Here is a 25,541-nt window from a genome sequence, read left to right as displayed (position 1 = left end):
CCGCGCGGGACCTTCAGGCCGCCGCCGCGTGCCCCCCGCAGAGCTGGACCTCGACGGTGACGTGGCTCAGGCCCTTCACCCCGGCGAGGCGCGCCTTGTAGTGGGCGGGCGGTTGCGGATCGTCGCTGACGAGGGCGATCACGGCGGCCCGGTGGCCCGGCCCGATCTGCCAGAGATGCAGGTCGCTGACCCGGTCGCCGCCGATCTCCAGGCGCTCCCGGATCTCCCGGGTGGCCGCCGGCGAGGGCCGTGCGTCGAGGAGCACGAGGGCGGCCGTCCGCAGCAGGCTCCACGACCACGCCAGGATCACGGCGGTGCCGACGAGGCCCATGGCCGGGTCGAGCCAGGCGAGGCCGAGATAGCGCCCGCCGAGCAGCGCCACGATGGCCAGGACCGACGTCAGCGTGTCGGCCAGGACGTGGACGTAGGCGGCCCGGAAGTTCGTGTCGTGGCCGCCGTGGCCGCCATGCGCGTGGCCCGCGTGCGCGTGACCTCCGTGCGCGTGGCCTCCGTGATGGTGAGCGTGGTCGTCGTGGCCGTGGTCGTCGTGGTCGTCGTGCAGCAGCCAGACGCTCGCGAGGTTCACGGCGAGCCCCAGCACGGCGATCGGGATCGCCTGACCGAAGCCGATCGCCACCGGGTGCAGCAGCCGGTCGAGGCTCTCGGCGCCGATCAGCAGGGCGATCAGGCCGAGCAGCAGCGCGCTGGCGAAGGCCGCGAGGTCGCCGAACTTGCCGGTGCCGAAGCTGAAGCGGGGGTCGTCCGCGTGGCGCCGGGCGAAGTGGTAGGCGAGCGCCGCGACGCCCAGGGCCGCCGCGTGGGTCGACATGTGCCAGCCGTCGGCGACCAGCGCCATCGAGCCGAGCCACGTGCCGCCGGCGACCTCCGCCACCATCGTGACGGCCGTGAGCGCGACCACCGCCCAGGTCCGGCGGGCGTGCCGATCGTGCCGGTCGCCCAGGAAGACGTGGCTGTGGGCCCAGGGCTCGAGGGAATGGGTATGCATGCGGGGTTCCTTGATCCTAACCTCGGCGCAGCATAGCCCAGCGGGTACCGGAACGGGCCTCGCCGCGGCGGGTTGTCAGGCCGGTTTGGTGCAGTGCAGCCACACGGGAGTCAGGGATGGCCGAGCCGACGACAGCCCTCAAGGACACGGCAGCCTGCGGCACGCAGCCGGCGCCGCCCTGCACGCTGGTGATCTTCGGGGCTGGCGGCGACCTCACCAAGCGCCTGCTGATGCCCTCGCTCTACAACCTCGCCGGCGCCGGCCTGCTGTCCGAGGGCTTCTCGATCCTCGGCATCGATCACAATGACGGGACGGACGAATCGCTCCGCGAGAATCTCACCCAGACCCTGGAGGCGTTCAGCAAGGACCCGACCTCGGAGTTCCACGCCGACCATATCGACCCGAAGAGCTGGGGCTTCATCCGGGACCGGCTCCACTACCTCAAGGGCGATTTCGAGAAGCCCGAGACCTTCGCGGCCGTGAAGCAGCGGGTCACCGGCAGCGCGGTGTTCTACTGCGCGGTGGCGGCGCGCTTCTTCGGGACGATCGTGGACGGGCTCGGCCAGGCCGGCCTGCTCAAGCAGGAGGGCGACACCTTCCGGCGCGTGGTCATCGAGAAGCCGTTCGGCTCCGATCTCGCCTCGGCCCGGGAGCTGAACGCCCGCATCCTCCGCCAGGGCGACGAGAGCCAGTTCTACCGGATCGACCACTTCCTGGGTAAGGAGACCGTGCAGTCGATCATGGCGTTCCGCTTCGCCAACGGCCTGCTGGAGCCGGTCTGGCGGCGGGAATACATCGACAGCATCCAGATCACGGCGGCCGAGACCGTGGGCGTCGAGGAGCGGGGCGGCTTCTACGAGCCGACCGGGGCGCTGCGCGACATGGTGCCGAACCACATGTTCCAGCTGCTCTGCATGGTCGCCATGGAGCCACCGAACTCCTTCGACGCGGAGGCCGTGCGCACCGAGAAGGCCAAGCTCGCCGAGGCCGTGAAGCCGATCCCGCCCGAGGACGCGGTGCGCGGCCAGTACACGGCCGGCACCTCGGAGGGGCGCGACGTGCCCGCCTACCGGGACGAGCCGCACGTGGCGAAGGACTCGGTCACCGAGACCTACATCGCGTTGAAGCTCAACATCGAGAACTGGCGCTGGGCCGGGGTGCCGTTCTACGTCCGCACCGGCAAGCGCATGACCGGGCGGCGCACCGAGATCGCCGTGCTGTTCAAGCCGGCGCCGTTCAAGATGTTCGAGGACACGCCCACGGCCGACCTCGCGCCCACCGTGATGCGGATCCAGATCGATCCCGATCACGGGGTGAGCACCGAGTTCAACGTCAAGGTGCCGGGGCCGCAGATGAAGATCGGCCGGGTGCGCTCCGGCTTCCGCTACAAGGACTTCTTCGCCGACCGGCCGAATGTCGGCTACGAGACGCTGCTCTACGATTGCATGACCGGCGACGCGACGCTGTTCCAGCGCGCCGACAACATCGAGGCCGGCTGGGCCGCGGTCGATCCCCTGCTCAAGGGCTGGCCGCAGGCGGAGGTGAACTTCTACCCCGCGGGCAGCGCCGGCCCGACGGAGGCCGACGCGCTGCTCGCCCGCGACGGCCGCCACTGGCTGGGTCTGGACGGCGAGACCGACTGAGCGGCCCGACGATTCGTTCGAACGCGAGGGTCGGCGGTTGCGCGCCTCCCCTTCCCGAAGCGGTGCGGCCGCCTGCCGCCCCCTGCGCCCCAGCCGTCAGTGCGCGTGCAGCGAAGCGATCCAGGGCAGCGCCACGGCGACGAGCGTCGCGCCACCTTGGGCCACGGCGCTGCGCTCGCGGTGACGGGGTTCGGCCCTGTCAAACCGGTCGCGGCGGATGGATCGACCCGGTTGTCCAGCCGGTCGCCGGCTCATCCGCGTCTCAGCCCGCCCGGCCGTAATCGCGCGCGTCCCGCGCCTGGCGGTGGAAGGTGAGCCGGCGATCGAATTCTCGCGGGTCCTTCGGCTTCACCAGGGCGCCCGGGGGCACGTTCAGCCAGTCGACCAGCCGGGTGAGCATGAAGCGGAGCGCGGCGCCCCGGCACAGGATCGGCAGGGCCGCGACCTCGGCGGCCTCCAGGGGCCGCACGGCCTCGTAGCCGGCGATCAGCGCGGCGGCCATGTCGCGGTGGAAGGTGCCGTCGGGGTCGAAGCACCACGCGTTCAGGCAGACCGCGAGGTCGTACGCGAAGGCGTCCGTACAGGCGAAGTAGAAGTCGATCAGGCCCGACAGCGCGTCGCCGATGAAGAAGACGTTGTCGGTGAACAGGTCCGCGTGGATCACGCCGCCCGGCAGGTCCCGGGGCCAGTGCGCCTCCAAGACGGCGAGGTCCGACCGGGTGCGCGCCGCGAGGCCGGGCTCGACCGAATCGGCCTGGGCCTCGGCCTGCGCGAAGAGCGGGCGCCACGCGGACACCGAGAGATTGTTGTCCCGCACCATCGGGAAGTCCCGGCCGGCGGCGTGCAGCTCCGCGAGGGCCCGGCCGAGTTCCCGGCAATGCTCGACGCCCGGCGCCTTGACCGAGACCCCCTCCAGGAAGCTCACGATGGCGGCGGGCCGGCCGCAGAGCTGGCCGAGGGCCTGGCCAGCCCGGTCGCGCACGGGCTGCGGGCAGGCGAGGCCGCGGGCCGAGAGGTGCTCCATCAGCCCGATGAAGAACGGCAGGTCCTGTTCCCGGACGCGCTTCTCGTAGAGCGTCAGGATGTAGGCGCCCTCGGTCGTGTGCAGGAAGAAGTTCGAGTTCTCGACGCCCTCCGCGATGCCCTTGAAGGAGAGCAGGCTGCCGATCGCGTAGGCGGACAGGAACTCGGCGAGCGCCGCGTCGGATACCTCGGTGTAGACGGCCACGTGTCTGCGCTCTGATGTCGGAAGTTCGATACGGCAAGGGGCGCCGAAGCGCCCCCGCATAAAGCCCGCCGCGCGCCCCGAGCCCGGGGCGTCGGCGCTGTCGGACCGGACCGCCTACTCGGCGGCCTCGCTGCGCAGCTCCCGCGGCAGCGGGAAGACCATGTCCTCGATCACGGTCGAGACCGTGTCGACCATCACGTCGTAGCGGGCCGCGAAGGCGTCGATGATCTCCTCGACCAGGACCTCGGGGGCCGAGGCGCCGGCCGTGAGGCCGAGCTTGCGGATGCCCTCGAAGGCCGGCCAGTCGATCTCCTCGGCGCGGAGCACGAGGCGGGTGATCGGGCAGCCGACGCGCTCGGCGACCTCGCGCAGGCGCTGCGAGTTCGACGAGTTCGACGAGCCGACCACGATCAGGGCGTCGACCAGCGGCGCCACCTGCTTCACCGCCTCCTGGCGGTTGGTGGTGGCGTAGCAGATGTCGTCCTTGTGCGGCCCGGTGATGTTCGGGAACTTCTTCTTCAGGGCGTCGACGATGTGCCGGGTGTCGTCGACCGACAGGGTCGTCTGGGTGACCCAGGCGAGGTTGTCGGGATTGTCCGGTGTCAGGGCGGCGATCTGCTCGAGATCCTCCACGAGGGTGATCGAGCCCTTGGGCAGCTGGCCCATCGTGCCCACCACCTCGGGATGGCCGGAATGGCCGACGAGCAGCACGTGGCGGCCGCGCTTGTGGTGGATCTCGGCCTCGCGGTGGACCTTGGTCACCAGCGGGCAGGTGGCGTCGATCGTCGTCAGCCCGCGCGAATCAGCGTTGGCCGGCACGGTCTTGGCCACGCCGTGGGCGGAGAAGATCACCGGGGCGCCGCCGTCCGGCACCTCGTCGAGCTCGCGGACGAACACCGCGCCCTTCCGCTTCAGGCTCTCCACGACGTACTTGTTGTGCACGATCTCGTGGCGGACGTAGACGGGCGGCCCGTAGATGGCGAGCGCCCGCTCCACGACGTCGATGGCCCGCACCACGCCGGCGCAGAAGCCGCGCGGGGCGCAGAGCAGGATCTCCAGCGGCGGCTTGCCGGCGGTGCCCGGGACGGGCTCGGGGGTCGCGATATCGGCGGTCATGCGGGGGATGTGGCGAGGGCGGGGCTGTCCTGTCAACAGGACTGGCCCAGGAACCGGGCGGGAAGAGGGAAGCGGAACCCCTCCGTGGCCCCTCTGTAGCACGATTGCCGCGGGAATGGGACCCGCGCCGGCTCCCTCAGAGCCGCCGGATCCCCGTCACGGCGCCGAAGCTGTGCGCCGCGATGCGGGCGACCGCCCCGGCGAGCGGCTCCGCGGCGACCGCCATGTGGTGGCCGTTGGCGTGGATCAGCGTCTCGGGATCGACCATCAGCCCGACATGGCCGCGCCAGAAGACGAAGTCGCCCCGGCGCAGACCCGCGAGCTCCGGGCGCGCGGGGTCGAACGTCAGCGCCTGCCCGAGGGCCCGCTCCTGCATGTCGGCGTCGCGCGGGCAGGGCAGCCCCGCCGCGTCGAGGCAGAGCTGCACGAGGCCGGAGCAGTCGAGCCCGAGGCTGGTGCGGCCGCCCCAGAGATAGGGGGTCCCGGCGAGCCGCGCGGCCGTCGCGGCGTAGTCCGGCTCGCGCGCGTCGACGGGCGCGCAGTGGCGGGCGAACACGTAGCCGCCCGGCGTCTCCAGGTAGGCGCCCGCCTCCCCCGTCGCGGCGAGGCGTGCGCCGAGGCTGAGATGGCCGAGGACCGGCCGCTTCAGGTCCGGCTCGGGATACAGGAAGGTGCGCAGGGCCGTGACGCGGTGCGTCGGCTCCGGATCGGCCGGACCGAGGCTGTCGGCCGGCAGGTAGCCGACGTAGCCGTCGCGGGCGAGCTGCACGAAGGCGAAGCCGTCCGCCGTGTCGTAGAGATCGACCGCGTCGCCGAGCAGCGCCTCGGTGTCGAGCCCCGCGTCGGCGGCCGGTGCGCGGCGCAGCGGCGCCGACGGGACGGTCACCCGCCGCCGCGTCCCGGCGACGTAGCGCGCCGCCGGGACGCGGTCCCGCAGGCGGAGATCGGCGACGTGCGGCCGGGCCGGGGTCAGCCGGGGATCGAGGCTCTCGGTCATGCGCGGACCCTACCATGCCGGGCTGAAGCGCAGGTAAGCGCGGGCTCGCCGGACTGCGCCACTATGACGCATCGGGGCGCACCTTCGGGCCGGAGCAGCCGGCACTCGCCCGCGGGGACGCCCGAAACTCCGGCAGATCGGGCACCGGATGCCCGAAGCGGCCCGAGCCTGCCCAAGCGCGCGGCAGCCGGCCTTACAGCTGCGCCACTGCGCGTCAGCTCCGCGTCTTCCCCCATGCTATCCGCCGGCGAGACATGTGCGGGAGGCGCCCATCACACGTTTTTGATGCACTGCACAACCTGCCCGGAAGGCGCTATGTCTGGTGCATGAAGACCGCGAGTCGCCCCGTGAAGAAGACGCAGAAGAGCTTCGCCGACCTGCCACCGATCCGCGTCCGCCGCGAGCCGCCCACCGTGAGCGAGGCGGTCGCCGCCGCGCAGGACCTCGCGGACGACGTGGAGCAGCAGGTCGAGATCGCCGCCGGCCTGATGGGCCTGCCGGCCGACGAGGTCCGCCCCCACGTCCTGGCGGCCAAGAAGGCCAGGCCGGAGCGCACCCCCGAGCGGATCCTGACCCAGGCGAGCCCGAGCCGCGCCCCGCGCACCGTGGTGGTGGAGCGCCGCACGCGCCCGACCGTGGTGATCGAGCGCCGCAGCCGGCCCCTCGACCCCCGTCGTTGACGCCCCGGCTCACCGCCGGAGGGCGGCCCTCCGGATCGCCGCCCCGCCCGCGCGCCGCGCTCAGTCGGCGGTCTGCACCGACCACGTGGCGTGGCGGATGCCGGGCATGCGGGCCAGCTCGTTGGTCACGGCGTCGAGTTCCTCCGCCTTGACGGCGCTGGCCGTGAGCGTCGCCACCACGTCGACCGCGCTCTCGCCGCGTTCCTCGATCTCGACGCTGCCGACCGGGTAGTTCGCCGCCTCCAGGCGCTCCACCAGCAGGTCCTGCGCCGGCCCGGCCTCGCCGGGCGCCGTGGTGACCTGGACCTCGTAGGTCGCCTCGGTGGCGGATTCGCGGATCGGCGCGCGGTTGATGGCGTTCACCAGCGGCCGGAGCGCGGTGTTGCAGGCGAGCACCGTCACCATCACGAACACCGCCTCCAGGGGCAGGTCGGCGCCGCAGAAGGCCCCGACCGCGGCCGAGCACCACAGGGTCGCGGCCGTGTTGAGGCCGCGGACGTTCATCCCTTCCTTCATGATCACGCCGGCGCCGAGGAAGCCGATGCCGGAGATCACGTAGGCCACGGTCCGGACGCCCCCGTCCGGACCGGTCAGGCGCATGCCGAGATCCACGAAGGCGCTCGCCCCGACCGCGACCAGCACCGCCGTGCGCAGGCCCGCGGTGCGCTGCCGGTACTGCCGCTCGGCCCCGATGATCGTGCCCAGCACGAAGGCCACGAGCAGGCCGATCGCGGATTTCAGTTCTTCGGGGAGGGCGGCGTAGCTGGTCATCCGGCGTCTCATGGGAGCGGAGAGGTGACGGAACCGTGACACCATGGCCCGGCCGGGACCGGAAAGCGTGTCCGAAGCGGGATTGACGGCCGCACCGGGCAGCGGGCACACCGGCAAGAGCCTGAGGATCCCTTAAGAATCCGGGACCCGGCCGAGGAGACGTGCAGGATGCAGCACACGGCCCAGGACAAGGCCCGGGACATGGCCCGGGACATGGCCCGACGGGCGGATCCGCTCCGCACCGGATCGTTCTCCGCATGAGCGGCGCCACGAGCGGCGCCCTCGCCGAACGCAGGCCCGACACCGCACCCGACAAAGGGTCCAGCAGCACGCCCGACACCGCCCTGCACGGCCGCGTCATGGCGCTGCGCGAAGGGCTCGAGCGCGGCCTGATCGGCAGCGCCGGCCTCGTGGAGCGCCTGCTGATCGGGCTCCTCACCGGCGGGCACCTGCTGATCGAGGGCGCGCCGGGGCTCGCCAAGACCCGCGCGGTCAAGCGCCTTGCCGACGGCCTCGACGGCTCCTTCGCGCGCATCCAGTGCACGCCGGACCTGATGCCGGCCGACCTCACCGGCACCACGGTGTGGCGCCAGGCGAACGGCCAGCACAGCGGCACCTTCGAGTTCCTGCCCGGGCCGCTGTTCCACGCCCTCGTGCTGGTGGACGAGGTCAACCGCGCGCCCCCGAAGGTGCAGTCGGCGCTCCTCGAATCCATGGCCGAGGGGCAGGTGACGGTCTCGGGGACGACGCACCGCCTGTCCGACCCGTTCATGGTCGTGGCGACCCAGAACCCGATCGAGCATGCCGGCACCTTCCCGCTGCCGGAGGCGCAGCTCGACCGCTTCCTCCTCCACGTCGTGGTCGACATGCCCGACGAGACCACCGAGCGGGCGATCCTCGACCTCGTGGAGGGCGAGATCACCCACCACGTCGACGCGATGACCGTGCGGCTGTCGCTGGCGGACGTGCGCGCCGCCCGGGAGGCGGCGCTCGCCACCTACGTGTCGCCGGCCCTCAAGGACTACCTCGTCCGGCTGGTGGCGGCGACCCGCACCGACGCGGCCGCCCCGGACCTGCGCGCCATGATCGAGCACCCGGCCTCCCCGCGCGGCACCCTGGCGCTGATGATGGCCTGCAAGGCCCGGGCCTGGCTGCGGGGGCGCGACCACGTCACGCCCGAGGACGTCGCGGAGCTGGCCCGCGACGCCCTCTCCCACCGGATCGGCCTGACTTGGCGGGCGGCCGCCGAGGGCCGGACGGCGCGCAGCCTCGTCGGCGAGCTGGTGCAGCGGGTGCGGGCGCTCTGACGGTGTTCGGGTTCGGGCAGGCGCGCCGCAGATCCCCTCCCCCCGCCGCGGGGGCGGTCGGCCCGACCGCCGGGGGCCCCTTCCCCGCCCGAGAGGCGGGGCGAGACCGCGCCGAGCACGGCATCCACCTCTCGGGCGAGGCCCTGATGGGCCTGCGCCACCTCGCCCGGCGGGGCTCCGCGCCCGCCACCCGGACGCTGGCGGGCCTGCCGGGCGGCATCGTCACCCGGCGCCGCGGGCGCGGGTCGGAGCCGGAGGACGTCCGCCTCTGGTCCGAGGGCGACGACCGCCGCTTCATCGACCGCAACGCCACGGCCCGCACCGGGCAGCTGCACGTCCGCACCCACCACGACGAGCGCGACCGCGCGGTGGTGCTGCTCGCCGATTTCCGGCCCGCGATGCTGTTCGGCACCCGGAGGGCCCTGCGCTCGGTGGCGGCCGCCGAGGCCCTGGCGCTGCTCGGCTGGCGGGTCGCGGCCGACGGCGGCCGGGTCGGCCTCGCGGTCGCCTCCGCCGGGATGCCGACCGTGCTGCGGCCGGCGGGCGGCGAGCGCGCCATGATCGCGGTCACCGGTGCCCTCGCCCAGGCCCACGCCGACGCCTTGGGGGCCGAATCCGGCGCGCCGGCCCGCGCGGAGCCGCCGCTGGAGGCGACGCTCGCCCTCGCCCGCAGCCTGCTGCCGGCCGGCGGCCACCTCGTCATCGCCAGCGCCCTGGACGATCCCGGCCCGGGCTTCGACGAACTCCTGACGCTGCTCGCCGAGCGGATCGCCATCCGGCTGATCCTGGTGAGCGACGCCTTCGAGCGCGCCCGGCCGCCGGGCTACTACCCCTTCGCCCTCGCGGACTGCCGCCGCGGGACCGCGCTGCCGACCGCGGGAGGACAGGCGGACGCGTCCGCCGAGGCCCGGCTCGCCGACTACGCCCGCCGGGGCATCGCGGGCGTGCGCCTTGACGTCGAGACCGGCCCAGAGGCCTACGCGCCGCTCATGGAGCGCCTCGATGCGGTGCTGTGAGGCCGAACCCGGCGACCCGACCCGCGGCGCGATCCGATGAATCCCGTCGCGCCCGCCGAGATCCCCCTATCCCTCGACCAGCTCCGGGGCCTGCACCTGCCCGGGGGCGCCGCCGGCGCCGTGCAGGGCGAGGTCGTGGCGGCGGCCGCCCTGGGCTTCCTCGCCGCCCTGCTGGTCGGGCTCGTGCGCTACGCGCGCGGCCGGGCGCGGGCCACCCTGCGCCGGGCGGCGCTCGCCGAGCTCGCCCGGAGCCGTGGCCTCGACCCGGAGGCGCGCCTCGTCGCACAGGCCCGGCTGCTGCGCCGACTCGACCGATCCCTCGACCGGTCCCTCGACCAGTCCGGCGAGGCAGGGACCGGGACCCGGGCGACGGGCCCGGACTGGGCGGCCCGGCTGGACGGGCTGTTCCGGACCGAGTTCTTCACCCGGGGCGCCGGCCGGGTGCTCGCCGACGGGCTGTACCGGCGACAGGATCCCGACCTCGACGCCCTGGACGCCGAGCTCGCCCGCCTGATCGGGCGGCTGCGGGCATGAGCGGATTCCTGCCCGCGTGGCTCAGCGCGCTCCTGTCGGCCTTCGACCTCGCCGCGCCCTGGGCGCTGCTGGCGCTGCCCCTGCCGCTGCTGGCCGCGCGCCTGATCCCGGCGGAGCCGGAGGGCGGCAGCGGCGCCCTGCGCGTGCCCGCCACCCTGGTGGCCGGCGCGCGCGCCGGCGCCGACCGCGCGGCCCGGGGCCGGCGGCGGGCGCTGCTCACCTGGACGCTGTGGATCGCCCTGGTGGCAGCGCTGTCGGGCCCGCGCCTCGTCATGCCGGCGGCCGCGCTCCCGGCCTCGGGCCGCGAGATCATGATCGCCATGGACCTGTCGGGCTCGATGGAGCGGCGCGACTTCGCCCTCGACGGCGAGACCGTGAACCGGCTCACCGCGGTCAAGCGTGTCGGCACCGATTTCATCCGGCGCCGGGCCGGAGACCGGATCGGCCTCGTGATCTTCGCCGACCAAGCCTACGTGGCGGCGGCGCCGAGCTTCGACACCGCGGCGGTCGCCCGGGCGCTGGACGAGGCCACGATCGGCATCAGCGGCCGCTCCACCGGGATCGGCGACGGCCTCGGGCTCGCCCTGCGCCGGCTGGACCCGCGGGACGCCGGGGGCGACGCCGCCGGGGCCAGGCCGGGCGAGAAGGCCGCGAAGGCCGTGATCCTGCTGTCGGACGGCGCCAACAATGCCGGCCAGACCGCCCCCAAGGACGTGGCCGAGCTCGCCAAGGAACTCGGCATCAAGGTCTACACGATCGCCCTGGGGCCCCGCGACATGGCCGACGCCGACGGCGAGCAGGACGTGGTCGACACCGAGACCCTGCGCGACATGGCGCGGGCGAGCGGCGGCGAGGCGTTCCGGGTGCGCACCACCGAGGATCTGGTCCGGGTCGCCGACGCCATCGACCGGCTGGAGGGCGGCCGCGCCCTCGCCCCGCCCCTGCCGCTCCGCCGGGACCTCTGGCCCTGGCCGGCCGCCCTGGCTTTCCTCAGCGCCGCGCTCCTGCTGGCCAGCCGGAGGGGCGCGTGATGGTACGATACCCCGCGTCCCCGACCCTCCCCCGCGTCCCGCGGTGCCGGGGCGCGGCGCCGGCCTCGGGGGCGGGAATGCGGGTCGGAGGGTCCGCCCGATGAGCGCCCTCGACGCCGTCGCCCTCCTGCGCCCCTGGTGGTTCCTGGCGATCCCGGTCGTGGTCCTGCTGGCCCTTCGCGCCGCGTGGCGCTCGGCGCCGCTGGGCGACTGGGCCCGGGCGGTCGACCCGGCGCTGATGGCCCATCTCGCCCGGGCCGGCGCGATCCTCGGCGGCCGGCGGCAGGCGAACCTCGCCGCCGCGCTGGCGGCCGGGCTGATCGCCCTGGCGCTGACCGGCCCCGCGGTGGAGCGGGCGGACGGGCGGACCTACCGCAACCTCGACGAGACCGTGCTCGTCGTCGACCTGTCGCGGTCGGTCACCGAGGGCGGCAACCTCCAGGGCGTCCGGCAGGCCGCCGCCGCCGTGGCGGAGGCCGCCGGCACCCGGGCGGTCGCCCTCGTGGTCTACGCGGGCGACGCCTACCTCGCCGCCTCCCCGACCACGGACCGCGACAGCCTCGGCACCACCCTGTTCGCCCTCGACGCCGACACGGTGCCGGACCGCGGCTCGCACCCCGAGCGCGGGCTGGCGCTGGCCCGCCGCACCCTCGCGGAGGCCAACGTGGTGGCGGCCGACGTGGTGCTGATCAGCGACGGCGACGGCATCGGCGAGGCCGCCACCCGCGAGGCTCGCGCCATCGCCGAGCACGGCTGGCGGCTCCAGGCCCTCTACGTCCCGGCCGACAAGCCGCTGCCGCCCGGCGCGCCGAAGCCCGACCGGACCGCCCTCGACGCCCTCGCCCGGGCCGGCGGCGGCACGGCCGCCGACATCGCGACCCCGGGCCCGGTGCTCGACGCGGTCGGGGCCGGCCTCGCCCAGCACCTCGCGGCGGGCGGCTACGGCGTCCTGGCCTACGCGGATCTCGGGCGCTGGCTGCTGCTGCTGGCGGCGCTGCCGGCGCTGCTGCTGTTCCGCAGGAGCGCGTGATGCGGCTGACCCTTCCCGAGACCGGCCTCGCCGCCCCGCTCCGGGCCGGCCTGCCGCCGCGCTGGCGGCGGCTCGCCCGGATCGCCGGCCTCGCCCTCGCCGGGATCGGCCTCCTGGCGCTGCTCGGGGTCTCGCAGCCCCGCACCGGCTTCGGGCGGCTGCTGATGGGTCTCGGCCTGCCGGGCCTCGCCGCGGACGTGTTCGTCGATCCGGCCTGGCGCGCCGCCGCGCTCTACGAGGCCGGCCGCTACGAGGAGGCGGTCGCGCTGTTCCGTGCCGGCGGGCGGCGGGCGAGCTACAATCTCGGCAACGCTCTGGCCAGGGCCGGCGACCTCGACGGGGCGCTCGCGGCCTACGACGAGGCCCTGCGCTTCAACCCCCGCGACGCCGACGCCCAGGCCAACCGCTCGCTGATCGCCCGGATGCGGGCCGAGGTGATCGACCGCGGGCCCGGCGGCGGCATCGCCAACGGCACCGCCCAGTACGGCGCCCGCTACAACAACACCGCCAACCAGGACCAGAACAACGACATCAACGCCGCCTCCAGCGGCGAGGGTCTCGCCGGCAACAAGGAATCGAACGCCAGCGCGTCGCTGCCCGGCAACAGCAAGGTCGCCCGCCGCGGCAAGGCCGAGCAGCAGTCGATCGACGCCGGCAAGGGCCAGGCCCGGGGCTCGGCCGGCGACGCGGCCGGCCGCGGCCGGACCGGCGGCGGCTCCGCCATGGTGGCCGAGGCGCCCGAGCGCGAGGTCCGCCGGGTGACCAAGAGCTTCGAGGCCCACGAGATCCGCCCGGACCGGCTCTGGCTCCAGACCCTGCCGGACGATCCCGGCCGCTATCTCAAGCTGCGCCTGCGCGCCGAGCAGACCCGCCGGGTCGAGGCCGGCACCGCGATCCCCGCCGGGAGCAACCCGTGGTAAGTGTTTTCGGCGTTTCCGAGCGGCGCGCCCTGACCCGCGCCCTGACCTGCGCCCTCATCCTCCTCGCGCCCTTCCTCGCCCCCCTGCCCGCCCGGGCCGAGATCGAGCCGGGCGACCTCACGCTGACGGTGACCGCGGAGCTCAACGGCAACAGTGCCCCCTTCCCCCGCGAGATGGTGCTGCTGAAGATCCACGGGGTCTACAAGCAGCCGATCCTGCTCGAGGAGGTGGTGCAGCCCTCCCTCGCGAACTTCTCGTGGACGCAGCTCGGCCGCGACCACTGGAGCCGGACCAAGCTCCCCGACGGCCAGAGCGCCATCGCGTTCGACCGCACCGTGGCGGTCTTCCCGCACCATGCCGGCCAGTTCACCATCGAGCCGTTCGTCCACAAGCTCACCGTCAACGATGTCGGCGAGCGGCGGGTCGTCGAAGTCCGCTCGAAGCCGATCCCCTTCCCGGTCGCACCCTGGACCGAGCCCACCGGCGGCCCCGACGCCAAGGAGCCCTGGTGGCTGCCCGCCAAGGACGTGGCGATCACCGATTCCTGGAGCCCGGACCCGGAGACCATCAAGGTCGGCGAGACCACCCGCCGGATCGTCACCCTGGAGGCCCAGGGCATGGTCGCCGAAGGCCTGCCGCCCCGGCCGGTCATGCGCACCCGCGGCATCATCACCTTCGCGGGTCCCGTCACCCGCGAGACGCTGCTGACGCCCTCGGGACCCGTGGCGCGGGCCACCTACCAGTGGGACGTGAAGCCCGGCGTGCCGGAGATCATCCCCCTCGACGCCATCGCGATCCCGTGGTTCGACACCAACACCCGCACGATGCGCGAGACCGAGATCCCGGCCCGGCAGATCGGCGGCGGCCTGCCCGACCGCGAGACCGAGCGGGCGCCCCCCGCGATCCCCTCGCCCCTCGTCGTCGCCGCCTCGGCGCTCGCCGCCTTCGGGCTGGGCCTCGCGCTGATCGGCTTCGGCCTCGGGCGGCCGCGCCTGCGCCTCTCCGGCGCGGTGCGCCGGGCCCTGCGCGCGGCGGCCCGGGCCGGCGACCCGGCCGGGTTCCGCGCGGCCCTCGACGCCGCCGAGCGCGAAGTCCCCGACCTCGCCCGGACCTGGCGGGCGCGGCCCGATCTCGCGGCCACCTTCGCGGCCCTCGACCGGGCGGTCTTCGGCGCGGCGGGCGCCCCGGTCCCGGATCTCAGGGCCCTGGCCCGGACCCTGTCGCATGCCGCGCCGGGAGAAGCCGCGGCCCCCACGGCGGACCGGCTCGCACCGCTCGACGGCCCGGTCCGCTGAGCGCGGCGCGGCTCCGCATCTCGTGAAGGCGGGCGCGGGAACGCAAGCCGGGACCGGGATTTGGGCTGCCGCAACCGCCCGGCACCGGAGATCCCCATGCCCGCGACCCCGCACCGATCCGTCCGCGCCGCCACGCGCCGTCCGACCATGGGCGCCCCGACCGTCGCCCTCGCCACCGCCCTCGTGACCCTCCTGGTCCTGCCGGCCGCGCTGCCGTCGGCGGCCCTCGCCCGGTCCTCCGGCACCGAGCGCACGCTGAAGATGGTCGACACCGACCACGACGGCACGATCGACCTGGCCGAGGCCCAGGCCGCCGCCGGCAAGGTCTTCGACGCCGCCGAGACCGACAAGGACGGCACCGTCGACGCCAGGGAGCTGAAGGGCCGGCTCAGCAAGAAGGACCTGAAGGCCGCCGACACCGATTCCGACGGCACCCTTGACCGCAAGGAATACCTCGCCCTGGTCGCGCAGCGCTTCAAGGCGGCCGATCCCGACAACGACGGCACCCTCGACGCCAGGGAACTCAAGTCCCCGGCGGGGCGCAGCCTGCTGCAGCTCCTGAAGTAAGCGCGCCTCCCGGACCTGCCGCCGTTGCACAGTTCATGAGCAAGTATTATTCCTGTGCAACGGCTCACGTTCTGAGCAGGCATCAATATTTTGCACTATCTTGCGTCATCTGAATTGGCCTCGTAGGTTTCGGTTATCCGAGCGGTAAAGCATCGGGTGAACCACCAGGGAGGAGCGCGATGGCACGCGCCAACGAGGTCAAGGACAGGTTTCGCGCGCGGCTGCAGGCGGCCGACGAGCGCAGCAACGACTTCCGGCGGAAGCTGCTCGAGGACGGGTCCCGGGCGCTCCAGCCCGTCATGGGCGTGCTGAACCTGATGGCCGAGGTCCTCAACGAGGAGGACAACGTCCACGGCAGCATCACCGGCCTCGAGGCGAAGATCGATCAGGACAACTTCATCAGCCTGTGCGCGCAGCTGCGCGGCACCGAGTCCGAGCAGAAGATCAAGATCAAGTACGGTCCGGAACTCGGCGGCAGCAACTACATCTCGGTCTCGGGCCTGAACCAGCGCTACAACGAGCGCCTCGTGCCGGGGGCGGCGAGCTGCTCCATCGGCCGGACGGTCGGCAGCGACATCCAGCTCGACGAGCACCGGGGCGACGAGCTGGCCGAAGTGGTCCGCGAGGTCGTCGAGGACTTCTACGCGGCCCAGATCGAGCAGCGCAGCCACTTCGCCTACGCGCGCTGACGCCAGCGGCGCCGCGAACCGATCCGCGCGCCGCCGGCATCCGCCGGCCCGCCCCCGTCCTCGGGGGGACGGCCGGACCCCGCCGAAGGGCTCGGTCCTTCGGAGGCCTCGCCTCAGTCGGCGATGAACTTCAGCCGGTGGTCGCGGTAGAGGTCGACGATCGCCGCGGCGGTCTCCTCGATGGACCGGCGGGTGACGTCGATCGTCGGCCAGCGGTTCTTGGTGAACAGCCGGCGGGACATGGTGATCTCGTCCGCCACCGCCGAGCGGTCGACGTAGAGGGACGATTCGTCGGCGTTGAGGCTCGACAGCCGGTTCTGCCGGATCTGCACGATGCGCTCCGGCGACGCGAACAGGCCGACCACGAGGGGCTTGCGGGCCCGCTCGATCGCCGGCGGCAGCGGCATGCCCGGCACCAGCGGCAGGTTGGTGGTCTTGAGCCCGCGATTGGCGAGGTAGATCGAGGTCGGCGTCTTCGACGTCCGGCTGACGCCGAGCAGGATCACGTCGGCCTCCTCCAGATTGTCCGGCAGGTTGCCGTCGTCGTGGGCCAGCGTGAAGTTCATCGCGTCGATGCGCTTGAAGTACTCGGCGTTCAGCATGTGCTGGGCGCCGGGCCGCGCCGTGGTCTCGGCGCCGAGATACGCGCGCAGCAGGTCGTGGACCGGCCGCAGCACCGACAGGCACGGCGAGCCGGTCTCCCGGGCGACCTCCTCCAGCCGCTCGCCGAGGTCGCCCCCCACCAGCGTGTAGAGGACGAGGCCCGGCGCGGCCCGGATCTCCGAGATCACCCGGTCGAGCTGCGCGGCCGAGCGCACCAGCGGGTAGACGTGCTCGATCGCCGACACGCCCTCGTACTGGGCGGCGGCCGCGCGCCCGACATTGATCAGCGTCTCGCCGGTGGAGTCGGAGACGAGGTGGAGGTGGAAGTAGCTGCGGCCCATTCCGATCGCCTCTGCGGTCGACCTCTCGGCCGACTGTGCGGTCGCCTCGCGCGGCGCCCACGTTGTCCACCGCCGGCCGCCAGGGGAGTCGATGAGTGTGGATAGGATGCCCCGCCGGGCCGGTCCAGGGCGATCCCGGTGCGCGCTGTCGACTCCGCCGTTCACAGGCAGATGATCGGGACGCGCCGAATCCGGCTCTCTGGACGAATCGGCCGCGAATCCGGCGCCCGTACACGACTCGGCGTTGCCAAGGCGCTGTCGGACCATCCGGTTCTCGCAAGTTGGCGGAAATCCTTTAAAGCCCCGTTAACGGCGCGGCGGCGGGGACCGCCTGTGGACGCTTTTGTGCCCCCGAGATTCGGCCCCCCAGAAGAAAAAACAGACTCCAAGATTCTCTCTTATCTTTTCGAAGGGGCCTGTGTGGGGATCGGCGCGCCTCGACTCGACAGGACGCCCGCCGACGGGCATGCGGGGTGAGGGACACGGGATGGGAGCGACCATGACGGGGACGGAGCGCGAGCCCGGGCAGACGACGTCGGGGACGACGTCCGAGCGCAAGGTGCTGCGGGTCCTCGAGGGCGAGGCGATCGGGCCGCCCCCCGCCTGGATGATGCGCCAGGCCGGGCGCTACCTGCCGGAATACCGGGCGACCCGGGCCGAGGCCGGCTCGTTCCTCGACCTCTGCTACAGCCCGGACTTCGCCGTCGAGGTGACGCTCCAGCCGATCCGGCGCTTCGGCTTCGACGCGGCGATCCTGTTCTCCGACATCCTGGTCGTCCCCCACGCGCTCGGCCAGGACGTGCGCTTCGTGGAGGGCGAGGGACCGCGCCTCGACCCGCTCGACGGTCGGGACGCGTTCGCGCGCCTGCGGGAGGCCGGCGACCCGGCGATCATGACCCACCTCGCGCCGGTCTTCGAGACGGTGACGCGGCTGCGGGCCGAATTGCCGGGCGAGACGACGCTGCTCGGCTTCTGCGGCGCGCCCTGGACGGTGGCGAGCTACATGATCGGCGGCCGCGGCACGCCGGACCTCGCCCCCGCGCGGGCCCTGGCCGAAGGCGACACCGCCCTGGTCGACACCCTGATCGACCGCCTCGTCGCCGTGCAGACCGAGTACCTCGTGCGCCAGCTCGAGGCCGGCGCCGACGCGGTGCAGATCTTCGAGTCCCACGCCGGCACCCTGCCGCGCGCCGTGCCCTCTGCCGTTCCGGCCTCGGGCGGCACCGTCGAGCCCGTCGGCGACGTCGCCGAGAGCGCCTTGCCGGGCGCACCTGCCTCCGATGCCCTCACCCGCTGGTCGCTGCGGCCGATCGCCCGCATGGTGGCGGGCGTCCGCGCCCGGGTGCCGGGGGCGAAGATCATCGTGTTCGCCCGCGGCTCGGGCCTCGACGGCCACGCCCGGGTGGTGCCGGAGACCGGCGCCGACGCCGTCGGCGTCGACTGGGGCGTGGACCTGAAGGCCCTGCGGCAGACGGTGCCGGCCACGACGGTGACGCAGGGCAACCTGCATCCCGACACGCTGATCGCGGGCGGCGCGGCCCTCGACGCGGCGGTGGACGCGGTGCTCGCGGCGACCGCCGGCCTGCCGCACATCTTCAACCTCGGCCACGGCATCACGCCGCAGACGCCGGTGGCCCATGTCGAGCGGATGCTCGCGCGGCTGCGCGGCCAGGGCTGAGGCCGCGCGTGCTGTACGACTGGATCAAGGCCCTCCACGTCATCAGCCTGATCGCCTGGATGGCCGGGATGCTCTACCTGCCCCGGCTGTTCGTCTACCACGCGAGCCTTCCGCCCGGCGCGGAGGCGCAGTCCGCGACCTTCAAGGTGATGGAGCGCCGCCTGCTCAAGGCGATCATGAACCCCGCCATGATCGCCACCTGGGTGTTCGGGCTGGCGCTCGCCTGGATGAGCGGCTTCTACGCGAGCGTCTGGCTGCAGGCGAAGTTCGCGCTGGTGCTCGCGATGTCGGGCATCCACGGCTGGCTCGCCCGGATGGTCAAGGATTTCGCCGCCGACCGGAACACCCGTGGGCACAAGTTCTACCGGGTGCTCAACGAGGTGCCGACGCTGCTGATGATCGGCATCGTCATTCTGGCGATCGTCAAGCCGGGCCTCTGATCCCGCGATCCCGCGATCCTGTGATCCCGGCCGGAGCCTTTCCGCGGCCGGCCCGTTGGGAGGCCATGTCGAAGCCTCTCGTCCTCGCCCTCGCGCTGGCCGCCCTCGCGGGCCCGGTCGCCGGCGCGATCACCGCGTCCCCCGCCCGGGCCGCGAGCTTCCCGTGCGACAGGGCCGAGGCCCCCGACGAGAAGGCGATCTGCGCCCATCTCCCCCTCAACGACCGGGACGTCGAGATGGCGACCCGGTTCGAGATCCTGAAGAGCGTGCTGCCGATGGGCGGTCAGGCCAAGCTGCGCGACGACCAGGAGGCGTGGCTGACGGAGCGTCGCGCCTGCGGCGGCGACGTCGGCTGCCTGACGGCCGCCTACGACGCCCGGCTGAAGGTCCTGCGCGGGGTCCTGGCGGAATTCGCCAAGCAGGGCCCGTGAGGTCCCGCGCTCAGGCCGCGCGCGGCAGGGCCGCGGCGTCGACGCGGCAATCCGGCCGGCACGCCGCCACGCAGGCGCGCGCCAGCGCCTCGGTGGCGTCGACCAGCAGGCCCGACGGGTCGCTCCCGGCGAGCGCGAGCGGGATCTCCGTGCAGGCCATCACCACCCGGTCGCAGCCGGCCTCGGCCAGCGCCCGGACCTGCGCCTCCAGGAGCGGCGTCGCCTCGGCCACCCGGTCCGCCTTCACCAGCCGGATCGCCGCCGACACCGCGGCCTGACCCGCCTCATCGGGCGCGCGGCACGCGAGCCCGTGCCGCGCCAGCCGCTCCGGGTAGAGCCCGGACCGCAGGGTGCCGTCGGTGGCGAGCAGGCCGATCCGGCCGCCGCTCCCGGTCCGCGCCAGGGTCTCGGCCAGGGTCTCGGCCACCGCGTCGACGATGTGGAGGATCGGCAGGGCGGTCGCGGCCTGCAGCGCCGCGTGCCAGTGATGAGCGGTGTTGCAGGGGATCGCGATCCGGGTGGCGCCGCCGGCCTCGAGCCGCGCCAGGGCGGCGCGGAGCGCCGGCAGCGGGTCCGGGCCGGTGCCCAGGATCGCGTCGGCGCGGTCGGGGATGTCGACGGCCGAGCAGACCAGGGTCGGGATGTGGTCCTGATCGCGCCCCGCGGGCGTCGCCCGCACGAGCTTGGCCAGGAAATCCACCGTGGCCATCGGGCCCATCCCGCCGAGTACACCGAGCATCGCCGCCTCCGACCGTCGCGGCCGCCGTGATGGGCCGCGGCGGGGCGGGAATCCAATGCCGTGTCAGCACCGGCCATGCCGATCTGGCACCGATTCCTAGAGTTCGGCCGCCAGGGCGGCGGCCGCGGCCCAGACCGCCGTGACCGCGCCGCCGCGCCCGGCCCTGCGGTAGAGCCGGATCTCCAGCGGCGTGCCCGGCCCGGCCGCCACGAGGCTGCCGTCGGCGAGCTCGCGGGCGACGAGGCTCTCGGGCAGCCACGCGCGGCCGTGGCCCGCGAGGACCATGAACTTCAGGGCCTCTGCCATGGCGTTCTCGTTGACGTGGGCGGCCGCCGCCCCGTCACCGGCGAGCGCCGCGACCCGGCCCAGGAACGAGTCCCGGGGGTAGCCGAGTCCGGGCCGGTCCGCGGCCGGCCCCGGCCGGTGCACCGGCACGAGGCTGTCCCGGCCGATGGTCAAGTGCGGGAAGGCGGCCGGGTTGAGGGGGATCGGCACCAGGGGATGGTGGTAGGTCAGCAGCAGGTCGTAGCCGCCCTCGGCCAGCGCCTGCACGCAGGCGTGGAAATCGTCCGGCAGGAGCCGGCTGCCGAGCGGCCCGGTGCGGGCCTCGACGTCGCGGAACCAGCCCGGGAAGACGGTCAGCGCCAGGGTGTGGAGCGCCGCCACCGAAACGGTCCGCGGCGGCGGCCGGATCCGGGCGCGGAGCGCGTCGCGGCTGCCGTGGAGCCGCCGCACGGTCTCCTCGGCGGTCTCCAGGAACAGCCGGCCCTCCGGCGTCAGGGCCGTCGGGTAGGTGCTGCGGTCGACCAGCGCGACGCCGAGCCAGCCCTCGAGCGCCCGGATGCGGCGGCCGAAGGCCGGCTGGGTGACGTGGCGCTCGACCGCCGAGCGCGAGAAGCTGCCGGTGCGCGCGAGGCTCAGGAAGTCCTCGAGCCATTTCAGCTCCATCTCGGCTCCATCGCGCGGCGGTCTCAGAGCCGCGCCAGGAGCCGCTCCGCCAGCGGGTTCTCGGCCGCGAAGGCGTAGTCGACCCGCCGCACCGTGACGGCCCGCGCGCCGGCCTCGACCAGGGCGCCGGCGAGCTCGAACACCGCGGCCTCCCGGCAGCGCAGGACGATCTCGCCCTCCGGCCCCCGCGGCGCGCCGTAGGGCAATTCGGCCTCGTGCAGGCCCGCGATCGTGGCGAGGTCGATCGTGCCGCTCTCCGGCAGGGCGGCGCGCACCTCGCGGGTGGTCCGGGCGCGCTCCTCGGCGGCGATGCGGCCGAGCACCGTGCGGAGCGCGGCTCGCTGGCCCTCGCCCCAGGGGGCCTTCAGCGAGGCGACGAGGTTCGCCTCCGAGCGCAGGATGATGCCGTCGTCCAGCACCTTCAGGGCGTTGGCCGAGAGCGTCGCCCCCGTGGTGGTGATGTCGACCACGATCTCGGCCGAGCCCGCCGCCGGCGCCCCCTCGGTGGCGCCCAGGCTCTCGACGATCCGGTAATCAGCGACGCCCTTCTCGGCGAAGAACCGGCGGGTCAGGTTCACGTACTTGGTGGCGACCCGCAGGCGCCGGCCGTGGCGGGTCCGCATGCCGGCCGCGACCTCGTCGAGGTCGGACATGTCGCGCACGTCGATCCAGGCCTGGGGCACGGCCACCACCACGGTGGCGTTGCCGAAGCCGAGCGGCGTCAGCAGCTCGACCTGGTCGCGCACGTCCGGCAGGGTCTCGCGGATCAGGTCCTCGCCGGTGACGCCGAGATGGGCGGCGCCCGAGGCGAGCTGCGCGGCGATCTCGGAGGCCGAGAGGTAGCGCACCTCGACGTCGGGCACGCCGATGAGCTTGCCCCGGTAGTCGCGGGCGCCCGCGCCCTGCGCGAGCTTCAGCCCGGCCCGGCCGAAGAACGCGCTGGCATTCTCCTGCAGGCGGCCCTTGGACGGGACGGCGAGGATCAGCGGCATGGCGGCCGCGTCCGAGGCACTCATCGGCCGGCTCCCGCCACGCGCTCGATCCAGAAGGTGCATCCCACCGCCGGCAACGGCGCCGGGCTGCCGAGATGGCCGAGCAGGCCGTCGTAGCGGCCGCCGCCGACCAGGGTCGGGCCGTCCCGCTCGGTCACCTCGAAGATGAAGCCGGTGTAGTAGTCGAGGTTGCGGGCGAAGCCGCCCTGGAAGCGGAAGCGCTCGATCGGCAGGCCGCGGGCCGCGATGAAGCCGGTGCGCTCCTCGAACAGGTCGAGGGCGGCCGCGAGGGCGTCGTGCCGCAGGCCCGCGTCGGCGACGAGCGCCCGCAGGTCGCGGGCGGCGGCGTCCGGATGGCCGGCGATCGCCCGGTAGCGGTCGAGGAGCGCGCGGTTCTCGGTGTTGAGCCCGGCGCCGCCATGGGCCTGCGCGGCGGCCTTGGCGAGGAAGCGCTCGGCGATCTCGCCGGCGCTGCGCCCGCCCACCGCCGAGATCCCGGCGATCGCCAGCACGTCCTCCACGAAGGCGCGCACGCCCCGCGGGTCCTGGCCCTGGATCGCCGCGAGCAGGCCCGCGTGGGGATCCTCGGGACGGGTGCCCTCGGCGCCGTTGGTGACGGCGTCCAGCGAGCGCCCGGCGGCCAGCGCCCGGAGCGTCCGGCGCTTGGCGGCGGGCGGGACCGCGAGCCCGTCGAGGAGCGCCACGGTCAGGCCCATGTCGCCGAGCCGCACCGCCGGGTCGGTCCGGCCGAACAGCGCGAGGCCCTCCAGGGCGAGGCCCAGCACCTCGGCGTCGGCCGCCGGCGTGTCGGTGCGCCCGATCGACTCGATCCCGGCCTGGAAGAACTCGTCCGGCTCGTCGGCGGCGAGCCGGAAGACCGGGCCGCAATAGCTGTAATCGGCCGCCTGCCCGTCGGCCTCCGCCCGGTGCAGGCGGCAGACGGGAATGGTGAATTCGGGCCGCAGGCACAGCTCGGCCCCGCCCGCATCCTGGGTGACGAAGATCCGCCGGCGGATATCCTCGCCCGACAGTTCGAGGAACGGCTCCAGCGGCTGCAGCACCGGCGGCGTCACGGGCCGGTAGCCCGCCGCCGCCAGATGCGCGGAGAGCCGCGCGCGTGCCGCGTCCCCCGCCCCCGTCTCGCCCGCCTCCGGTCGTGTCATCGCGATCCACCTCGCGGGGCAATCCACCTCGCGGGCGCTCTGTAGCAACCGCGACCGGACTTGGCGACACGCACCCGGGAAGCGTGGGGCCGGCGCGCCGCGCAGGACTGCGCAGACCCCGCGCCGCGGCCGGATTCCGCTACGGCGTCAGTGACCGGACCGGCTCAGAGCGGCTCAGAGCGGCCGGAGGCTGCCGAGGCGCGCGCCGCGCGGGCGCCGGACCGGCTTGCGGCGGGCGAGCACGGTCAGGGCGGGCGCCCCCGCCATCCCGGCGCTCAGGATCGGCGCGCTGCCGGTCCCGGGCGTGGCCTGCGCGACGGCGCTGGGCAGCCGGCCGAGGACCGGCCGGGCGGCCCAGGCGGGTCCCGCGCCGGCGCAGACCAGGCCGAGGGACAGGACGAGGATCTTCGCGCGCATCCCGACATCTCCGCGGCACCGACCGACGACAACGCCGCCGGAGCCTCTGCGTTCGACGTGCGGTTCGACTTACGGTTCGATGCGCGAGTGTCTCAGATCTCCGTTGACGGAAAATGCCGGGCCAGCACGGCGCGGACCTGCGCCACCAGGTCGGCCTCGGGACACGAGAATTGCGCGGGCCGCGCGGCCTTCCACTCGGCGTTGCTGGCGATGGACTCGGCCGCCCGGGCGCCCTCGATCAGGTCCTTGATCTGGACCTCGCCGGCCAGGCGCTCGTTCGAGCCCTGGATCACCGCCACGGGCGCGCGGCGGCGGTCGGCGTACTTCATCTGCGCCTTCATGCCGGCGGCGCCGAGGTAGAGCTCGGCCCGGATGCCGTCGGCGCGCAGGAGCGCGACGAGCCGCTGGTAATCGGCCATGTTCTCCCGGTCGAGGACCAGCACCACCACCGGCCCGGGGGCCTCGGCGCCGGCGATCAGGGGGCTGCCCACGAGCTGGAGCGCCGAGAACAGCCGCGAGACGCCGATCGAGAAGCCGGTGGCCGGGACCGGCTCGGCCCGGAACCGCCCGACGAGGCCGTCGTAGCGCCCGCCGCCCGCCACCGAGCCGAAGCGCACGGTCTGGCCGTCCTCGTTGGTGACCGGGAAGGTCAGCTCGGCCTCGTAGACCGGGCCGGTATAGTACTCGAGGCCGCGCACCACGCTCGGATCGGCCCGGATCACGTCGTGGCCGTAGCCGGCGGCGGCGCAGAGGCGCATGATCGCGTGCAGCTCGGCGATGCCCTCGCGGCCGGTCTCCGAATCGCCGACCGCCTCGTGCCAGCCGGCGAAGAACTTCTCCCAGAACGCCACCTTGTCGGCGCCGTCGCCGGCATCGGCCTGGAACGACACGTAGGCGAGGATCCGGCCGATCGCCGTGGCGTCGAGGCCCGCGCCCTTGGTGAAGTCGCCGCTCTCGTCCTTGCGGCCGCCGCCGAGCAGGTCGCGCACCCCGTCGACGCCGAGCCGGTCGAGCTTGTCGATCGCCCGCAGGACCGTGAGGCGCTGGCCGGCCTTGTCGGGGCCGGCGAGCCCGATCGCCTCCATGACGCCGTCGAGCACCTTCCGGTTGTTGACCTTGACCACGTACTGGCCGCCGAGCCCGAGGCGGTTCAGCGTGTCGGCCATCAGCATGCAGGTCTCGGCATCGGCCGCGACGCTGCCGGCCCCGACGATGTCGGCGTCGAACTGCATGAACTGGCGGAAGCGGCCCGGCCCCGGTTTCTCGTTGCGGAAGACGTAGCCGGCCCGGTAGCTCCGGTAGGGCTTGGGCAGCCCGTCGTAGTTCTCGGCCACGAACCGGGCCAGCGGCGCCGTCAGGTCGTAGCGGAGCGACAGCCACGCCTCGTCGTCGTCCTGGAACGAGAACACGCCGGCGTTCGGGCGGTCGAGGTCGGGCAGGAACTTGCCCAGGGCCTCGGTGTACTCGACGAACGGCGTCTCCAGGGCCTCGAACCCGTAGAGCTCGAAACTCCTGCGGATCGTCTCCAGCATCCGCCCCTGCGCGGCGATCTCGCCGGCGCGGCGGTCGACGAAGCCGCGCGGCAGGCGGGGCTTCAGGGTCTCGGCCTTCTCGGCCTTCGGGGTCTCGGGCTTGGACATGGGCGCATTCGCTCTCGCGGACCCGGAATCCGGGTCCCGCATCGAATCTTCGATCGTCTCCGGCGGGCGGAGATCCTGCGGCCGGGCTCTAGAGCATGCCGGGCGAAAGGGGAATTCGGTTTGCGGGCGCTCTGGCCGCCCGATCATCCAGCCCGATCATCCAGCAATGTCGTCCTTGCGGGCGGAGCGAGCGATCCAGGCAGCGCCACGCTTGTCGAGGTCGCGCCGCCCTGGGTCACGTCGCTGCGCTCGTGATGACGGAAAGAGCGCATCGACCGGAGCGGTGAAGCGGAACCCTGCCGGAACTCCGCACGCGCCG

General features: G+C 73.9%; 26 protein-coding genes. 14 read left to right on the top strand and 12 right to left on the bottom strand.

Features of this window, described 5'->3' with window-relative positions; translation table 11 throughout:
• Positions 1-13: 13 nt before the first annotated feature.
• A complete protein-coding gene (dmeF, locus tag ACLBX8_RS18530; protein ID WP_447699731.1) occupies positions 14-1,006 on the bottom strand; it encodes a CDF family Co(II)/Ni(II) efflux transporter DmeF in 993 nt (330 codons plus the stop codon).
• Positions 1,007-1,122: 116 nt separating this feature from the next.
• Here dmeF and zwf point away from each other — a divergent pair, with 116 nt between their 5' ends.
• Positions 1,123-2,649, top strand: a complete 1,527-nt coding sequence (gene zwf, locus ACLBX8_RS18525; RefSeq protein WP_042672970.1) for a glucose-6-phosphate dehydrogenase — start codon at positions 1,123-1,125, stop codon at positions 2,647-2,649.
• A gap of 262 nt (positions 2,650-2,911) precedes the next feature.
• Here the strand turns inward: zwf and ACLBX8_RS18520 are convergent, their stop codons facing one another.
• From ACLBX8_RS18520 to ACLBX8_RS18510, 3 genes are all read right to left on the bottom strand, one after another.
• Positions 2,912-3,877: a homoserine kinase gene (locus ACLBX8_RS18520; protein ID WP_020094031.1), complete on the bottom strand. Its 966-nt coding sequence runs from the start codon at positions 3,875-3,877 to the stop codon at positions 2,912-2,914.
• A 114-nt stretch (positions 3,878-3,991) separates the two neighbouring features.
• Complete coding sequence (ispH, locus tag ACLBX8_RS18515; RefSeq protein ID WP_091926965.1) at positions 3,992-4,993, bottom strand: 4-hydroxy-3-methylbut-2-enyl diphosphate reductase; 1,002 nt, start codon at positions 4,991-4,993, stop codon at positions 3,992-3,994.
• 136 nt (positions 4,994-5,129) lie between these two features.
• Positions 5,130-5,990: a C40 family peptidase gene (locus ACLBX8_RS18510; RefSeq protein ID WP_447715610.1), complete on the bottom strand. Its 861-nt coding sequence runs from the start codon at positions 5,988-5,990 to the stop codon at positions 5,130-5,132.
• 347 nt (positions 5,991-6,337) lie between these two features.
• Between ACLBX8_RS18510 and ACLBX8_RS18505 the strand changes: the two genes are divergently transcribed.
• Complete coding sequence (locus ACLBX8_RS18505; protein ID WP_447682144.1) at positions 6,338-6,670, top strand: hypothetical protein; 333 nt, start codon at positions 6,338-6,340, stop codon at positions 6,668-6,670.
• A gap of 60 nt (positions 6,671-6,730) precedes the next feature.
• Here the strand turns inward: ACLBX8_RS18505 and ACLBX8_RS18500 are convergent, their stop codons facing one another.
• Complete coding sequence (locus ACLBX8_RS18500; protein WP_056533658.1) at positions 6,731-7,441, bottom strand: MgtC/SapB family protein; 711 nt, start codon at positions 7,439-7,441, stop codon at positions 6,731-6,733.
• 257 nt (positions 7,442-7,698) lie between these two features.
• Between ACLBX8_RS18500 and ACLBX8_RS18495 the strand changes: the two genes are divergently transcribed.
• The 9 genes from ACLBX8_RS18495 to ACLBX8_RS18455 all read left to right on the top strand — a co-directional run bounded on the left by ACLBX8_RS18495 (position 7,699) and on the right by ACLBX8_RS18455 (position 15,830).
• Complete coding sequence (locus tag ACLBX8_RS18495; RefSeq protein WP_447715609.1) at positions 7,699-8,748, top strand: AAA family ATPase; 1,050 nt, start codon at positions 7,699-7,701, stop codon at positions 8,746-8,748.
• A 146-nt stretch (positions 8,749-8,894) separates the two neighbouring features.
• A complete protein-coding gene (locus tag ACLBX8_RS18490) occupies positions 8,895-9,764 on the top strand; it encodes a DUF58 domain-containing protein (protein WP_447715608.1) in 870 nt (289 codons plus the stop codon).
• A gap of 36 nt (positions 9,765-9,800) precedes the next feature.
• Positions 9,801-10,298 carry a DUF4381 family protein gene (locus ACLBX8_RS18485; RefSeq protein ID WP_447699727.1) on the top strand — a complete coding sequence of 166 codons (498 nt, stop codon included), beginning with the start codon at positions 9,801-9,803 and terminating at the stop codon, positions 10,296-10,298.
• Entirely contained in the window at positions 10,295-11,329 is a 1,035-nt protein-coding gene (locus ACLBX8_RS18480) for a VWA domain-containing protein (RefSeq protein WP_020094040.1), read from the top strand. Before ACLBX8_RS18485 ends, ACLBX8_RS18480 begins: the two co-directional genes overlap by 4 nt.
• Before the next feature lie 100 nt (positions 11,330-11,429).
• On the top strand, positions 11,430-12,359 hold the full coding sequence (locus ACLBX8_RS18475) for a VWA domain-containing protein (protein ID WP_447699725.1): 930 nt from the start codon (positions 11,430-11,432) through the stop codon (positions 12,357-12,359).
• Positions 12,359-13,279 (top strand): tetratricopeptide repeat protein, encoded by a 921-nt coding sequence (locus ACLBX8_RS18470; RefSeq protein WP_447682141.1) that lies wholly within the window; start codon positions 12,359-12,361, stop codon positions 13,277-13,279. Before ACLBX8_RS18475 ends, ACLBX8_RS18470 begins: the two co-directional genes overlap by 1 nt.
• Positions 13,273-14,574 carry a hypothetical protein gene (locus ACLBX8_RS18465; RefSeq protein WP_447715607.1) on the top strand — a complete coding sequence of 434 codons (1,302 nt, stop codon included), beginning with the start codon at positions 13,273-13,275 and terminating at the stop codon, positions 14,572-14,574. The genes ACLBX8_RS18470 and ACLBX8_RS18465 overlap by 7 nt, the downstream gene beginning before the upstream one ends.
• Positions 14,575-14,670: 96 nt before the next feature.
• Positions 14,671-15,141 (top strand): EF-hand domain-containing protein, encoded by a 471-nt coding sequence (locus ACLBX8_RS18460; protein WP_447715606.1) that lies wholly within the window; start codon positions 14,671-14,673, stop codon positions 15,139-15,141.
• Positions 15,142-15,320: 179 nt separating this feature from the next.
• Complete coding sequence (locus tag ACLBX8_RS18455) at positions 15,321-15,830, top strand: hypothetical protein (RefSeq protein WP_042672382.1); 510 nt, start codon at positions 15,321-15,323, stop codon at positions 15,828-15,830.
• 113 nt (positions 15,831-15,943) lie between these two features.
• Here ACLBX8_RS18455 and ACLBX8_RS18450 read toward each other — a convergent pair whose 3' ends face one another.
• The gene (locus ACLBX8_RS18450; RefSeq protein WP_020094046.1) at positions 15,944-16,774 is read right to left on the bottom strand and encodes a pyruvate, water dikinase regulatory protein; all 831 of its coding nucleotides are present in this window, start codon (positions 16,772-16,774) and stop codon (positions 15,944-15,946) included.
• Between the two features lie 499 nt (positions 16,775-17,273).
• Here ACLBX8_RS18450 and ACLBX8_RS18445 point away from each other — a divergent pair, with 499 nt between their 5' ends.
• From ACLBX8_RS18445 to ACLBX8_RS18435, 3 genes are all read left to right on the top strand, one after another.
• Positions 17,274-18,452: a uroporphyrinogen decarboxylase gene (locus tag ACLBX8_RS18445; protein WP_447715605.1), complete on the top strand. Its 1,179-nt coding sequence runs from the start codon at positions 17,274-17,276 to the stop codon at positions 18,450-18,452.
• Positions 18,453-18,460: 8 nt separating this feature from the next.
• Positions 18,461-18,892: a protoporphyrinogen oxidase HemJ gene (hemJ, locus tag ACLBX8_RS18440; protein ID WP_020094048.1), complete on the top strand. Its 432-nt coding sequence runs from the start codon at positions 18,461-18,463 to the stop codon at positions 18,890-18,892.
• 65 nt (positions 18,893-18,957) lie between these two features.
• Positions 18,958-19,323, top strand: coding sequence for a lysozyme inhibitor LprI family protein (locus ACLBX8_RS18435; protein WP_020094049.1), 366 nt, complete (start codon positions 18,958-18,960; stop codon positions 19,321-19,323).
• A 10-nt stretch (positions 19,324-19,333) separates the two neighbouring features.
• On the opposite strand, the gene ACLBX8_RS18430 is transcribed toward ACLBX8_RS18435, so the two are convergent.
• The 6 genes from ACLBX8_RS18430 to hisS form a co-directional block, all read right to left on the bottom strand.
• On the bottom strand, positions 19,334-20,062 hold the full coding sequence (locus ACLBX8_RS18430; RefSeq protein ID WP_447699722.1) for an aspartate/glutamate racemase family protein: 729 nt from the start codon (positions 20,060-20,062) through the stop codon (positions 19,334-19,336).
• Between the two features lie 96 nt (positions 20,063-20,158).
• Complete coding sequence (locus tag ACLBX8_RS18425) at positions 20,159-21,010, bottom strand: LysR family transcriptional regulator (RefSeq protein WP_447699721.1); 852 nt, start codon at positions 21,008-21,010, stop codon at positions 20,159-20,161.
• A gap of 23 nt (positions 21,011-21,033) precedes the next feature.
• Positions 21,034-22,026 (bottom strand): ATP phosphoribosyltransferase, encoded by a 993-nt coding sequence (gene hisG / locus ACLBX8_RS18420; RefSeq protein ID WP_091680945.1) that lies wholly within the window; start codon positions 22,024-22,026, stop codon positions 21,034-21,036.
• Complete coding sequence (locus tag ACLBX8_RS18415) at positions 22,023-23,165, bottom strand: ATP phosphoribosyltransferase regulatory subunit (RefSeq protein WP_020094053.1); 1,143 nt, start codon at positions 23,163-23,165, stop codon at positions 22,023-22,025. Before ACLBX8_RS18415 ends, hisG begins: the two co-directional genes overlap by 4 nt.
• 174 nt (positions 23,166-23,339) lie before the next feature.
• Entirely contained in the window at positions 23,340-23,582 is a 243-nt protein-coding gene (locus ACLBX8_RS18410) for a hypothetical protein (RefSeq protein WP_447699719.1), read from the bottom strand.
• A 92-nt stretch (positions 23,583-23,674) separates the two neighbouring features.
• Entirely contained in the window at positions 23,675-25,222 is a 1,548-nt protein-coding gene (gene hisS, locus ACLBX8_RS18405) for a histidine--tRNA ligase (RefSeq protein ID WP_056533631.1), read from the bottom strand.
• Positions 25,223-25,541 lie beyond the last annotated feature (319 nt).

This window comes from Methylobacterium sp. D48H, assembly GCF_053345715.1.
The sequence above is the reverse complement of the archived record's forward strand: the minus strand, read 5'-3'. Positions and strand labels throughout refer to the sequence as shown.